Genomic DNA, 13,783 nt, shown 5'->3' on the forward strand with positions numbered 1-13,783 from the left:
GCTCCGGCTCGGCAATTCGGCGAGCAGTCGCCACGGGCTCGGCTGCTTATCACTCGGGTCTCGGGCCTGCTCCGGCTCGTGGTCTGGCCGCGCGCCGGTGGTCGGGCGGCTCGGTGGTGTTTTCTGGTGCGGGAGGTCGGGGACTGTCTTGTGGTACCCGGGTGACTGCCGTTCGTCTTGTCGGGGTGGCTGGTTCGGGCGTGGGCTTCGGGCTTGACCCGGTTCGTGGTCTGGCTGCGTGCGAGTGGTCGGGCGGCTCGGTGGTGTTTTCTGGTGCGGGAGGTCGGGGACTGTCTCGTGGCACCCGGGTGACCGCCGTTCGTCCTGTCGGGGCGGCTGATTCGTGTGCAGGTCTTGGGCCTGCTCTGGTTCGTGGTCCGATTTCGCACCGGGGAACAGCCGTTCGTCTGGTCGGGGTGGCTGGTTCGGGCGTGGGTTTCGGGCTTGACCCGGTTCGTGGCCTGGCTGCGCGCCAGTGGTCGGGCGGCTCGGTGGTGTTCCCCGGCGCGGGAAGTCGGGAAAACCCCTGTCCCCTAGCCGGCCGCCTCGCGGAAATGGCTGATTCGTGTGCAGGTCTCGGGCCTGCTCCGGCTCGTGGCCCGGTCTCGCGCCGACCTTCGGGCGGCGCGGTGGTGTCCTCTGGTGCGGGAAGTCGGGGACTGTCTTGTGGCACCCGGGTGACCGCCGTTCGTCTTGTCGGGGTGGCTGGTTCGGGCGTGGGTTTCGGGCTTGACCTGGTTCGTGGCCTGGCTGCGCGCCGGTGGTCGGGCGGCGCGGTGGTGTTCCCCGGCGCGGGAAGTCGGGAAAACCCCTGTCCCCCAGCCGGCCGCCTCGCGGAAATGGCTGATTCGTGTGCAGGTCCCGGCCCCGTCCCGCACCGACGTTCGCGCGGCTCAGGGTCGCTTCCCGATCCGAAAAACCGAACCCACTCCCGCGGCCCCCGCACCACCTCCCCGAGATCCGTCCACATCAGACACCAGGCCACCCCATGACCATCACCCACGAAACCCCCCGCCCCACCGCCCTCCCCACCCGGATGCTGGTCCTCTGGTGCCCCGACTGGCCCGCCGTCGCGGCGAGTGCCGCGGCCGGGACGCCGCTGACGCGCCCGGCGGCCGTGTTCCTCGCCAACCGGGTGGTCGCCTGCACCGCCGTGGCGCGGAAGGGCGGGGTGCGGCGGGGGATGCGGCGGCGGGAGGCGGAGTCGAAGTGTCCCGAGCTGGCCGTGTTCGGGGTGGACGACGGGCGGGACGCGCGGCTGTTCGAGAACGTCGCGCGCGCCGTGGAGGAGTTGGTCGTCGGGCTGGAGGTGGTGCGGCCGGGGCTGATCGCGGTGCCCGTGGCGGGGGCGGCGGGGTACTTCGGGGGTGAGCATCCGCTCGCGGAGAAGCTTCTGGACCAGGTGGCGGCGGTGGCGGGCGTCGAGTGCCAGATCGGGGTGGCGGAGGGCCTGTTCGGAGCCACGATCGCGGCGCGCCACGGTGAGTTCGTGCCGCCGCGGAGAACGCAGGAGTTCCTCGCGCCGTTGCGGATCACCGAGCTGGATCAGCCGGACGTGGAGCGCAAGGAGCTCGTCGATCTGCTCACGAGGCTGGGCCTCAGGACGCTCGGGGCGTTCGCGGAGCTGACCGAACGCGACGTGATGTCCCGCTTCGCGGTCGACGGGGTGCTCGCGCACCGGCTGGCGCGCGGGCTGTCGGAGCGGCCGCCGCTGCGCCGCAAGCCGCCCGCGGATCTCACGCTCACCGAGGAGTTCGATCCGGTGCTGGAGCGCGTCGACGTCGCCGCGTTCCTCGCCAAGAACCTCGGGGCGCGGTTCCACGCGGCGCTGGCCGACCGCGGCCTGGCGTGCACGCGCCTCGGCATCTACGCCACCACCGAGGACGGCGAGCAGCTCGGCCGCGTCTGGCGCTGTGCGGAACCCCTCACGCCCCAAGGGGTCGCGGATCGCGTGCGCTGGCAGTTCGAGGGCTGGCTGAAGGGCAACCGGCCCACCTCGGGCGTCGCGCGGCTGCGGCTGGAGCCGGAAGAGACCGTCGAGGGCAAATCGTTGCAGCTGGGCCTGTGGCACGGCGGCAACCGCAGCGAGGACGACGAGCTCACCACCGAACGCGCCGCCCGTGCGTTCGTCCGCGTGCAGGGCCTGCTCGGCCCCGAAGGCGTGGTCACCCCGATCCTCGACGGCGGCCGCGACCCCGCCGGCCGCGTCCGCCTCATCCCGTGGGGCGACCCGCGTGAGCCCACCTCGCCGCCGGACGCCACGTGGCCGGGCCGGCTGCCCGCGCCCTCGCCCGCCACGGTGCTGGAGCAGCCCGTGCCGGTGCAGGTCGTGGACGAGCAGGGCGTGCCCGTGGGCATCACCAGCCGCAAGCAGCTCACGGCGCCGCCGTGCCGGCTGAGCGTGGCGGGCGGTCCGCCGCGCACGGTCCTCGACTGGGCCGGTCCGTGGCCCGTCGCGGCGAGCCGGCGCGCGGCCGCGCCGCAGCAGGCCCGCCTGCAGCTGCTCCTCGCCGCCACCGGCCGCGACGACACCGACGAAGCCGTGCTCGTGCTGTGCTCCGGCACCGAGAATCCGATGTGGACAGTGGAAGGAATCTACGACTGATGGAAGAGAACACCAGCATGCTCATCCCGAGCCCCCGCAAGTCGCCCGAAAACGACTAGATGGGCTGGAACAACCCGCCCGTCCCGTGGCAGGACCTCGCCCGCGCGCTGTCCGGCGAAGGCGACGCCCCGCCCGGCGACCACGGCGACAGCCCGGCCTGGGGCCGCAAACGCGACGTCTACCGCCGCCCCTCCGACGTGCCGCCGCCGCGCAGCGAGATCGAGACGGGCCCGCGCGTGCCGTACGCCGAACTGCACTGCCACTCCAACTTCAGCTTCCTCGACGGCGCCAGCCACCCCGAGGAGCTCGTGGAGGAGGCCGCGCGGCTCGGCCTCGACGCCGTCGCGCTCACCGACCACGACGGCATGTACGGCGTCGTGCGCTTCGCCGAAGCCGCGAAGGAACTCGGTGTCGCCACCGTGTTCGGCACCGAGCTGAGCTTCGGCCTCGCCGGCCCGCAGAACGGCGTCGCCGACCCCGAAGGCGAGCACCTGCTGCTGCTCGCGCGCGGCGACCACGGCTACCGCGCGCTGTGCCGCGCCATCACCGCCGGCCAGCTGCGCGGCTACGACGGCGCCGCCGGAGAGCAAGCCGAAAAGGGCCGCCCGGTCTACGACCTGCGCGCCGTCGCCGAGGAAGTCACCGGCCAGTGCGCCGTGCTCACCGGCTGCCGCAAGGGATCCGTGCGCCAGGCGCTGCTGCACCACGGCCCGGCCGCCGCGGCCACGCAGCTGCGCAAGCTCGTGGAGCTCTTCGGCCGCGACCACGTGTACGTGGAGCTCTTCGACCACGGCCAGCCCCTCGACAGCACCCACAACGACCTCCTCGCTGAACTCGCCCAGGACTTCGGGCTGCCCACCGTCGCCACCACGGCCGCGCACTACGCCCGCCCCGAGCGTGGCCGCCTCGCCGACGCCGTCGCCGCCATCCGCGCGCGCCGCGGCATCGACGACCTCGAAGGCTGGCTGCCCAGTGACGGCGGCGCCTTCCTGCGCTCCGGCACCGAAATGGCCGAACGCTTCCGGCGTTATCCCGGCGCGGTGCAGCGCTCGGCGTTGCTGGGGGTGGAGTGCTCGTTCAAGCTCGAGCTGCTCGCGCCGGAGCTGCCGCCGTTCGACGTGCCGGAAGGCCACACCGAGACCACGTACCTGCGCGAACTCACGATGAAGGGCGCCGAAGAGCGCTACCTCGGCAAGAAGGACGAAGCCGCCGGCTACGCCCAGATCGAGCACGAGCTGAAGATCATCGAGGACCTCGGGTTCCCCGGTTACTTCCTGATCGTGTGGGACATCGTGCGCTTCTGCCGCGACAACACCATCCTCTGCCAGGGCCGCGGCTCGGCCGCCAACTCCGCCGTCTGTTACGCGCTGGGCATCACCAAGGTCGACCCGGTGAAGTACAAGCTGCTCTTCGAACGCTTCCTCGCTCCGGACCGCGACGGCTACCCCGACATCGACCTCGACATCGAGTCCGACCGCCGCGAAGAAGCGATCCAGTACGTCTTCGCCAAACACGGGCGTCTCAACACCGCGCAGGTCGCCAACGTGATCACCTACCGCGCCCGCTCCGCGATCCGCGACGCCGCCCGCGCGCTCGGCTACTCACCGGGCCAGCAGGACGCGTGGAGCAAGCAGATCGACCGCTGGGGTGCCTTGCGCAGCACCGAAAAGGACCACGACCACGACATCCCGGACGACGTGGTGCAGCTCGCGTTCGCCCTCGAGGACTTCCCACGCCACCTCGGCATCCACTCCGGCGGCATGGTGATCTGCCACGAGCCGGTGAGCCAAGTCGTGCCCGTGGAGTGGGCGCGGATGGAGAACCGCAGCGTGGTGCAGTGGGAGAAGGAGGACTGCGCGGCGGCGGGGCTGGTGAAGTTCGACCTGCTGGGCCTGGGCATGCTCTCGGCGCTGCACTACATGCTCGACCTGGTGCAGGACTACAAGGGCGAGACGATCGACCTCGCCGACCTGGACCTGAAAGACAAGAACATCTACGACATGCTCTGCCGCGCCGACGCGATCGGCGTGTTCCAGGTCGAGAGCCGCGCGCAGCTGGCCACGCTGCCGCGCCTGCGGCCGGACAAGTTCTACGACCTGGCCGTGGAGGTCGCGCTCATCCGCCCGGGCCCGATCCAGGGCGGCTCGGTGCACCCGTACATCCGGCGCAAGCAGGGGCGCGAGGAGTGGGAGTACGACCACCCGCTGCTGAAGAACGCGTTGCACAAGACCAAAGGCGTGCCGCTGTTCCAGGAGCAGATGATGCAGATCGCGCTCGACGTCGCGAACTTCACCGCCGCCGAGGCCGACCAACTGCGCCACGCGATGGGCTCGAAGCGCTCCGAGCGGAAGATGGAGCTGCTGCGCCGCCGGTTCCTCGACGGCGCCGCCGCCAACGGTCTCGACGCGGAGCTCGCGGAGAAGATCTTCCTGAAGCTCAAGGCGTTCGCGAACTTCGGCTTCCCGGAGAGCCACGCGCTGAGCTTCGCCTACCTCGTGTTCGCGAGCGCGTATTTCAAGTACTACCACCCGGACGCGTTCTGCGCGGGGCTGCTGCGCGCGCAGCCGATGGGGTTCTACTCGCCGCAGTCGCTCGTGGCCGACGCGCGCCGCCACGGGGTCACGGTGCTCGGCCCGGACGTGAACCGCAGCCTGCCGCAGGCCACGCTGGAACCGTTGCCGGACGGCGGAAAGCTGCACGCGGTGCGCGGCGGGCTCGCCACGGTGCGGCTGATCGGCGAAGAGCTGGCCGAGAAGATCGTGGCCGAGCGCGCGCACGGTGAGTTCGCGAGCATGTCCGACCTCGCCCGCCGCGTGCGGCTCACCGCGCCGCAGCTGGAAGCCCTCGCCACGGCCGGCGCCTTCAGCGCGTTCGGCAGCGACCGCCGGCAGGCCCTGTGGTCGGCGGGCGCCGTCGCGCAGGACCGGCCGGACAAGCTGCCGGGCACGGCGCCCGGCGTCGACGCCCCGACGCTGCCCGGCATGGACGAGCTCGACCTCGCCGCCGCCGACGTGTGGGCCACCGGCCTCTCCCCGGACAGCTACCCGACCGAGTTCGTGCGCGACCACCTCGACACCCTGGGCGTGGTGCCGGCCGACCGCCTGCTCGACCAGCCCGACGGCGCTCGCGTGCTCGTCGGCGGCGCGGTGACGCACCGCCAGCGCCCCGCCACCGCCGGCGGTGTCACCTTCATCAACCTCGAGGACGAGACGGGCATGGTCAACGTGGTCTGCACTCTCGGCCTGTGGCAACGGTTCCACCGCGTCGCCCGCTCCAGCACCGCGCTGCTGGTGCGCGGTGTCGTGGAGAAGGCCGATGGGGTGGCGAGCGTGCGGGCGCAGAAGCTGGAGCCGCTGCCCCTGCGGATCACGGCGAAGTCGCGGGACTTCCGGTGAGCCGCGTGGTTTCCGCGCGCACGCTCGGCGCCACCTTCGTGCCGAGCAGTTCGATCGCCCGCATCAGCTCGCGGTGCGGCACCGAGCCGATGCCGAGCTGCAGCAGCACGCGGTCGTGGCCGAAAAGCTCGTGCTGGTAAAGGATTTTCTCCACCACGGCCTGGGGTGAACCCACCGCGTACGCGCCGGTGAGTCCGGTTTTGGCGGTGAAGTCCGCGCGGTTCGTCGGCGGGATGCCGCGCTCGGCGAAGATGCGGTTGAGCACTTCGGCGTCGGCGGGGTAGTAGATGTCCGCGGCCGCCTGCGAGGTGTCGGCCACGAAACCGTGCAGCGTCACGGCGACGGGCTGCGGTTCGTGGCCGTAGTGCTCGAGCGCACGCCGGTGCACGTCGATCAACGGCGTGAACTGCGGCGCCTGCCCGCCGAGAATCCCCAGCGCGAACGGCAACCCGAGCCGCCCGGCGCGCACCACGGACGCGGGGCTGCCGCCCACCGCGAGCCACACCGGTAGCGGCCGCTGCACCGGCCGGGGCACGATCGGCTCGTCGACCAGCGGCGGCCGGAAGCGGCCCGACCAGGTCACGCGGTCCTGGGCCCGCAGCGCGAGCAGCAGGTCGAGCTTCTCTTCGAACAACGCGTCGTAGTCACCCAGGTCGTGGCCGAAGAGCCGGAACGAGTCCAGCAGCGCCCCGCGGCCCGCCATGATCTCGGCGCGGCCGCGCGAGGCGAGATCCAGCGCGGTGAACTGCTCGAACAGGCGCACCGGGTCGTCGGAGCTGAGCACGGTGACCGCGCTCGTGAGCCGGATGCGGTTCGTACGCGCGGCCGCGGCCGCGAGGATCACCGCCGGCGCGGGCGTGCCGAAGCCGGGCCGGTGGTGCTCGCCGAGGCCGAACACGTCGAGCCCGACCTCGTCGGCCAGCGCGATCTCCTCCAGCAGCGCGGGAATCCGCTGGGCCGCGTCGACTCCGGGGCCGACCGCCACGTCGGCGAAGGTGAACGCTCCGATTTCCACCTCACACCTGCCCGAAGTAGCGCTCGCGCCGAAGCGGGTCGGCCGGATCCGTCGTACCGAGCGGCCGCAGGGGGTAGTCGCAGGTCAGCGTGCGGTAGGAACCGCCGCGCTCCGGGCCGTCGTGCGCCTCGGCGCGCACCACGGACTCGGCCGGCACCGCGCCTTCGGCGTCGGTAGTGACCTTCGCCCGCAACGCGTGCCGCGGCAGGCTTTCGTCGACGAAGGTTGTGAGCGGCCCGGCCGATTCCGCCCTGAGGCCCGAACACCGGCTTTCGTGGTTGGTCTGCCACACGTCGAGCGCGGCCACCGCGCGCTGCAGATCGTCGAACACCGTTCTCAGTCGGACGTCGTTCATCGCCGTCTCCTGGAGTCGTGCGGGCGGTCGGCCCGTGAGGGGGATAAGTGGAGGAGGTCGTCCACTTGATCGACGGTAGCGCAAGTGGAGGCCATGTTCCACATCTTCGCTACACTGGTGCGATGGGAACACCACCGGCCAAACCGGGCCTGCGTGCCGACGCGGAGAGCAACCGCGAGCGCATCGTGGAGGCCGCCCGGCGCGTGTTCGCCGAGCAGGGTCTCAACGTGGCGCTGCGCGAGGTCGCCGACGAGGCCGGCGTGGGCATCGCCACGCTCTACCGCCGGTTCCCCACGCGTGCGGACCTGATCGCCGGCGTGTTCACCGAGAAGATGACGATCTACGCCGAGTCCGTGGAGACCGCGCTCGCCGACCCCGATCCGTGGCACGGGTTCTGCGGTTACCTCGAAACGCTGTGCGCGATGCAGGCCGAGGACCAGGGCTTCACGCACGTGCTCACGCTCTCGTTCCCCACCGCCAAGGCGTTCGAGGCGCAGCGGCGCCGCGCGTACCAGAACTTCTCGCGGCTCATCGAGAAGGCGCAGGAGGCGGGCCGGCTCAGGCCGGATTTCGTGGCCGAGGACCTGATCATGCTGCTGATGGCCAACGCCGGCGTGCTCACCGCTACGGCGCAGTCGGCGCCGAACACCTGGCGCCGCTTCCTCGCGTACCTGATCGAGTCGTTCGACACCGCCACCACCACCGCCGCTCTGCCGGCGCCACCTTCGGCGCGCGCCATGTTCCGTGCGATGCGCCAGGCCCGTTGACATCGCCGTGTGACATCCTGTCGGAGTGATCGAGACCGGTGAGGACTACCGCGATGCCGTGCTTTCCGGGCAGTGGTGGGAAAAACGTCAGTTCACGGGGTGTGACTTCGCCGAAGCCGACCTGCGTGACCTGCGCACCCGCGGCTGCACCTTCGACAACTGCGACTTCACCAAGGTCGACCTCGCCGGTTCCCGCCACGACGCCTCGGCGTTCCGCAGCTGCACGTTCGACCGCGCCGTGCTCGCCGACAGTCGCTGGTCCTCGTGCTCGCTGCTCGGTTCGTCCTTTGTGGACTGCCGGTTCCAGGGCATCGCGCTCACGGAGTGCGACCTGTCGCTGGCGTCGCTCTCGCGTGGCCGGTTGCGCAAGCTGCAGCTGTCCGGCCTGCGCATGCGTGAGGCGAACCTCACCGACGCCGACCTCACCGACTCCGACCTGCGCGGCTCCGACCTCAGCGGCGCCCGGCTCCAGGGCGCCAAGCTCGCGGGCGCCGACCTGCGCGGCACCGTCCTCGACGCCAACGCCCTGGTGCAGGCCGATCTGCGCGGCGCGTACGTCGACGTCGACACCGCCATCGCGTATGCCGCGGCCCACGGGCTGGTCGTGAAGTAACGCGGTGCCGATCGGGCCTGCGTCGTGCCCGGTCGTGCGCTGGCCGAGCACCCCGTCGCCGGGAGATGATGGACCGGTGCGACCCGACGACGTGATCAAGGCCTACCAGGCGTTCTTCGCCGGCGACCGACGTCCGCTCGACGTCCTGGGCTTCTTCCGCGAAGTGGTGGCCACCGTGCCCGCGTACCGGAAGTTCCTCGACACCCAGGGCATCGACCCGGCCGGCGTCACGACGCTGGCCGACTTCCGGCGGCTGCCGCTCACGTCGAAGGCCGCCTACCAGAGCCAGTACCCGCTGCCCGAGCTCTGCCGCGAGGGCCGGCTCGACGCGTGCGACATGATCGCCGTGTCCTCGGGTTCCTCGGGCACGCCGACGATCTGGCCGCGTTCGCTCGCCGACGAGCTGCACGTGGCCGAGCGGTTCGAGCAGGTGTTCCGCACGTTCGAAGCCGACACGCGCACCACGCTGGCCGTGGTCTGCTTCCCTCTGGGCACGTGGGTCGGCGGCCTGTTCACGGCGGCCTGCGTGCGGCACCTGGCGGCCAAGGGGTTCCCGATCACCACGGTCGCGCCGGGCAACAACAAGGCCGAGATCCTGCGGGTGCTGCCGGAGCTGGCGCCGCACTTCGACCAGGTCGTGCTGCTGGGTTATCCGCCGTTCGTGAAGGACGTGGTCGACAGCGGCACCGGCTGGGCCGAGCACTCGGTGAAGATGGTGTTCGCCGGTGAGGTGTTCAGCGAGGAGTGGCGCGACCTGGTAGCGCAGCGCGCCGGCGTGGCCGATCCGGTGAGCGGCATGGTGTCCCTCTACGGCACGGCCGACGCGGGGGTGCTCGGCACCGAGACCCCGAAGTCGGTCTCGATCCGCCGCTTCCTGGCCGCGCGACCGGCTCTGGCCCGCGAGCTGTTCGGCGAGTCGCGGCTGCCGACGCTCGTGCAGTACGACCCCGCGAGCCGCTTTTTCGAAGCCGACAACGGAACCCTGCTCTTCTCCGGCGACAACGGCGTGCCCCTGGTCCGATACCACATCGCCGACGAAGGCGGGGTGCTCGCGCACGCCGAGCTGCTGGAGTTCTGCGCCCGCAACGGTTTCACGCCCGCCGACGGCCCCGACCTGCCGTTCGTGTACCTCTTCGGTCGCTCGTTGTTCACAGTGTCTTTCTTCGGCGCCAACATCTACCCGGAGAACGTGACCGTCGGCCTCGAACAGCCCCAGGTCAGCGGCTGGGTCACCGGCAAGTTCGTGCTCGAAACCTACGAGGACGCCGACCGCGACCGCCGGCTGCGGATCACCGTCGAGCTGGCGCCGGGCCACGCCGGTGACGCCGAGGTGCTCGCCACCTCGATCCGCGACCAGCTCCTGCGCCTCAACAGCGAGTTCGCCCACTACGTGCCGGCCGAACGGCAGCTGCCCGAAGTCGTCCTGCGCCCGGCCGGTGATCCGGAGTACTTCCCGGTCGGCGTGAAGCACCGCTACACGCGCGGCACGTGAAAGGGGCGGGGCCCGCAGGCCCCGCCCCTTGTCACTTCAAGAAACCCAGTTCAAGCAGCTCAGTCGATCGGCGGTTCGCCGGGTTCGAGTTCGAGCAGGTCGCCCTCGGCCAGCAGTTCCTCGATCGACGCGGGCAGCAGGTACGCCGAACCGCCGCCGGGCTGGTTGAACCACGGGATCGCGACCCCGGCGAGCGTCTCGAGCGGACGCTGCACGCGGTACACGTGGTACGGCCGGTTCACCCACTCCGGCACCAGCGAGCGCTCCTCGAACGGCGTGCCCGCCGCGTAGGTCAGGTTGCCGCTCGGGCCGCCGAAGCGGTCGAGCTCGCTGCCCACCGGCAGTTCGCGCATTTCCTTGCCGCGGAACAACGTCAGCGGCGGCTCGCCGGACATCGGCCCGATCGGCCACTGGCTGTTGCCACCACCGTTGGCCGCGCGCGGCGCACCGTTGGCCCGTGCGGCCTCCTCGCGGCGCGGCGGCGCGACCGGCGCACCCGGGCCGCCAGGTCCACCGGGACCACCAGGTCCACCCGGACCGCCGAGCGGGCCAGGCCCGCCCAAGCCGGTTCCGCCGAGCCCACCGGCGCCGAGCGGCGCACCAGGCCCCGTCGGCAGGCCCAGACCACCGGCCGGGGGAGCGGGCGGCATCGGCGGTTCACGACGCGGCGGCGCCTGCACGGGCGGAGTCACCTGCGTCGGCGGCTGCATCGGAGGCGGCATGGGCGGCGGGGTCTGGCGCGGCTGCGGCTCTTCGGCCTCCGGCTCGTCGCCGAGCAGCTCCTCGGCCGACGTGAACGCCGTCTGCTCCTGCGGCGGCACGGTCTCGCGCGGGCGCAACGGGAACGACCCCGTGGCGACCTCGGGCGAAAGCGTGGCCACCACGGGCGCCTTCGGCGCTTCGACCACGGGCTCCGGCGGCGGGGGCGGCTGCTCCTCGGCCGGCTCGTGGCCGTCGGGGTGCAGCAGGACCTTGCCGAGCATGAACGCGGCGGCGTCGTCGGAGTCGCCGAACACCGCGGGGTTGATCAGCTCACCGTCGTACCAGCCGACGCGCCAGCCCTCGTCCACCTGCTCCACGGTCCAGCCACGCTCGGTCGGCGTGCCCAGCTGGTAGGCGGCGTCCGGCACGTCCAGCTCGTCGAGCCGCGTCTGCAGCTTCGCCAGCGCGGGTTCGGCCGGCAGCTCGCGGCGCACGCGCCGAGGAGGCTGCTGGGGCTGCCGCTGCGGGGCCGGCGGCTCGGCGGCCGGCTCCGGGCGGGCGGCGCGCGCGGGCGTCGGCATCTCGGGCACCGGCAGGACCCCGGGCACCCCCTCGTCGGGCGTGATCATCGTGGTCGGCGGGCCCGGGTCGAAGCCGGGCTCGCGGCCGGCCGGGGCGCCGCCTTCGTGCTGCTCGTCGTCGTACTGGGCTTCGTCGTATTCGGACTCGGTGAAGTGCTCGTCGTCCTCGTACTGCTCGCCCTGGTACGGACCGGCCTGGTCGTACTGGCCGTCTTCGAACTGCCGGCGGTCGTCGAACGCTTCGCCGCCCTCGAACTGCTGGCCCTCGAACTGCCGGCCTTCGAACGGCTGGCCACCGTCGAAGGGTCGGCCACTGTCGAAGGTCTGCGTGTTCTCGAGCGGCCGGCCGTTTTCGAAGTGCCCGGCGGTTTCGCGGTGCTCACCCGGTTCGAAGTGCTCCGCGTCTTCGTACTGGTCGGCGTTGTCGAACTGCGCCGCGTTGTCGAACTGCGCCGGATCGGTGAACTGCTCCGCACCGCGGTCGGCCGGCGCGTACAGCGCGGTGTGCTGCTCGGCCGGCTCGTCGTGCCGCGCGGGTTCATCGGTGTGGGTGAACAGCACCGGCTCTTCCTCGAGCTCCGGCTCGGCCTCGATCGGCGCGTGCAGCGCGGTCTGCTCGGCGTCCTCCTCCGGCGGTGCGGAGTGGGGGTCGACCGGCGCGTAGAGAGCCGTCCGCTGCTCCTCGTGCTGCTGCGGTGCGGCAGCCGCCGGATCGACCGGGGCGTAGAGCGCCGTGCGCTGCTGCTCCTCGTGCGGAGACTCCGCCTGCGCGGACTGCTCGTGCGGCGACTGCTCGTGCGAAGGCCGCTCAGGTGAAGACGGAGCGGCGTTCGGGTCCACCGGCGAGTACAGCGCGGTCCGCTCGGCCACCGGGGTCGGGTTGTCGGCCGGCGCGCCGTTCGGCGGGCCGCCGACGCCGTTGGGCGCCTGGTCGTGGGCCGGTTCGAAGTCCTGGTGCTGCTGGTCGTCGAAGTGGTCCTCGCCGGCGAAGCGGTCGTCGAACTCGTCGTACTGCTCGTCCTGGTACTGCTCGTTTTGGAAGCCCTGCACGCTGTTGTCGTGCTGCGGCCGGTTCTCGTGCTGGGCGGCGCCGTCGAAGACCTGCTCGAACGGCGGTTCACCCTGCTGGTCCGGCTCGGCCGGCGGCGTGTGCACGGCCAGCGGCACGTCCACGGGCGCGGCCGGCTGTTCCGGCGTCTGCGGCACCGGAGGGGCGACCGGCGGGGCCTGCGCGGCCGGGGGAGCCGGCGGCATCGGCGGCTGCTGCTGTTGCGGCGGAGGCCCGGGACGCTGCTGCTGGCTGCCCCGCGTGAGGTAGGCGGCGGCGCCCTGCAGCGCGAGGTCGTCGACCTGCGGCAGCTGGAAGCCGTTGGACCGGATGTGCTCGACGAGGTCGGGCTCCGGCGATACGCCGTATTGGCGCAGGTAGAAGTTCACGGCCGCGGGCCAGATCCACTGCCCGTCGCTGTGGAAGGCCACCGGCACGGTCGCCTCGGGCGTCGGCGCGAGGCGGTCGATGTCGTAGCCGCGGTCCTGCACCACCACGGGTGCGTGGTCGAGGTAGTCGAGCAGGCGGTCCTGCTCGGCGACGTCGAGGTCGGGCCGGTTGATGACCGGCCGCCCGGCGGGGCCGATCGTGTCGAAGATCCGCGCGATGCGGAAGTGCGGGCCGGGCTGCTCGGGGCCGAGGCCGGACAGGCGCCGGATCAGCCACTCCGGCACGTTCTCCTCCGTACGGGGGAACATGCGCAGCTCGTCCTGGTACGCCTGGGGCGGCGGCGCGAGGTGCCAGGTCGGCTCCTCGCGGTTGTACTCGAGGTTGTAGCTGGACGGGTGGTCGAGCTGGTAGCGCGCGTTGAACCAGGTGCCGCGGCCGTCGCGGTACATGCCGGCGCGCAGCCGGCCGAACAGCGTCGCGATGTCGTGGGTCGCCACCCAGTCCTGCCCGGTGCCGTCCTCGGTGCGGATCTCGCCGGTCAGCTCGTGGTACCTGCCGACGGCGCGATACTCCACCGTGACCTTGCGCCAGTCGCGTGGTGCTGCGCGCAGCAGGGCGAGCCCGATCTGCTTGACCAGTGTGTCCTGCTCGGTCGCGTTCAGCTGCGTCGTCGGTTGTGCCACGGGAACATTTTGACTGTTCGCGCGCGCGAACGCACCCCGCATGGGTCTTTTGCCACTCGGGTGCGGTCTGACCTCGGTCGACACCGCATGCTCAAGATCACCAAGCCGGAGCGGAATACAGCGCCAGGGGTGACGGG

General features: G+C 71.8%; 8 protein-coding genes. 5 read left to right on the forward strand and 3 right to left on the reverse strand.

Annotation, left to right across the window (positions count from 1 at the left end; translation table 11 throughout):
• The first annotated feature begins 1,036 nt into the window (after window positions 1-1,036).
• Both VSH64_RS41615 and VSH64_RS41620 read left to right on the forward strand, forming a co-directional pair.
• The gene (locus tag VSH64_RS41615; protein WP_326838183.1) at window positions 1,037-2,605 is read left to right on the forward strand and encodes a DNA polymerase Y family protein; all 1,569 of its coding nucleotides are present in this window, start codon (window positions 1,037-1,039) and stop codon (window positions 2,603-2,605) included.
• A gap of 59 nt (window positions 2,606-2,664) precedes the next feature.
• Window positions 2,665-6,000 carry an error-prone DNA polymerase gene (locus tag VSH64_RS41620; RefSeq protein WP_326568206.1) on the forward strand — a complete coding sequence of 1,112 codons (3,336 nt, stop codon included), beginning with the start codon at window positions 2,665-2,667 and terminating at the stop codon, window positions 5,998-6,000.
• Here the strand turns inward: VSH64_RS41620 and VSH64_RS41625 are convergent.
• Window positions 5,972-7,015, reverse strand: a complete 1,044-nt coding sequence (locus tag VSH64_RS41625) for an LLM class flavin-dependent oxidoreductase (RefSeq protein WP_326568207.1) — start codon at window positions 7,013-7,015, stop codon at window positions 5,972-5,974. The genes VSH64_RS41620 and VSH64_RS41625 overlap by 29 nt on opposite strands.
• Window position 7,016: 1 nt before the next feature.
• The gene (locus VSH64_RS41630; RefSeq protein ID WP_326568208.1) at window positions 7,017-7,370 is read right to left on the reverse strand and encodes a hypothetical protein; all 354 of its coding nucleotides are present in this window, start codon (window positions 7,368-7,370) and stop codon (window positions 7,017-7,019) included.
• A 122-nt stretch (window positions 7,371-7,492) separates the two neighbouring features.
• Here VSH64_RS41630 and VSH64_RS41635 point away from each other — a divergent pair, with 122 nt between their 5' ends.
• The 3 genes from VSH64_RS41635 (at window position 7,493) to VSH64_RS41645 (ending at window position 10,242) form a co-directional block, all read left to right on the forward strand.
• Window positions 7,493-8,137, forward strand: coding sequence for a TetR/AcrR family transcriptional regulator (locus VSH64_RS41635; protein ID WP_326568209.1), 645 nt, complete (start codon window positions 7,493-7,495; stop codon window positions 8,135-8,137).
• A gap of 25 nt (window positions 8,138-8,162) precedes the next feature.
• Window positions 8,163-8,750, forward strand: a complete 588-nt coding sequence (locus VSH64_RS41640; RefSeq protein ID WP_326568210.1) for a pentapeptide repeat-containing protein — start codon at window positions 8,163-8,165, stop codon at window positions 8,748-8,750.
• Between the two features lie 76 nt (window positions 8,751-8,826).
• Entirely contained in the window at window positions 8,827-10,242 is a 1,416-nt protein-coding gene (locus tag VSH64_RS41645) for a phenylacetate--CoA ligase family protein (protein WP_326568211.1), read from the forward strand.
• Window positions 10,243-10,301: 59 nt separating this feature from the next.
• Here the strand turns inward: VSH64_RS41645 and VSH64_RS41650 are convergent, their stop codons facing one another.
• A complete protein-coding gene (locus tag VSH64_RS41650) occupies window positions 10,302-13,688 on the reverse strand; it encodes a TNT domain-containing protein (RefSeq protein WP_407655598.1) in 3,387 nt (1,128 codons plus the stop codon).
• Window positions 13,689-13,783: the final 95 nt, after the last annotated feature.

The organism is Amycolatopsis rhabdoformis, assembly GCF_035918295.1.
Lineage (GTDB): Bacteria > Actinomycetota > Actinomycetes > Mycobacteriales > Pseudonocardiaceae > Amycolatopsis > Amycolatopsis rhabdoformis.

Bases quoted from the DNA above. Each gene is read 5' to 3' on its own strand.
- VSH64_RS41615 (WP_326838183.1), top strand. From the start codon at position 1,037: ATGCTGGTCCTCTGGTGCCCCGACTGGCCCGCCGTCGCGGCGAGTGCC.
- VSH64_RS41620 (WP_326568206.1), top strand. From the start codon at position 2,665: ATGGGCTGGAACAACCCGCCCGTCCCGTGGCAGGACCTCGCCCGCGCG.
- VSH64_RS41630 (WP_326568208.1), bottom strand. From the start codon at position 7,370: ATGAACGACGTCCGACTGAGAACGGTGTTCGACGATCTGCAGCGCGCG.
- VSH64_RS41635 (WP_326568209.1), top strand. From the start codon at position 7,493: ATGGGAACACCACCGGCCAAACCGGGCCTGCGTGCCGACGCGGAGAGC.
- VSH64_RS41650 (WP_407655598.1), bottom strand. From the start codon at position 13,688: ATGCGGGGTGCGTTCGCGCGCGCGAACAGTCAAAATGTTCCCGTGGCA.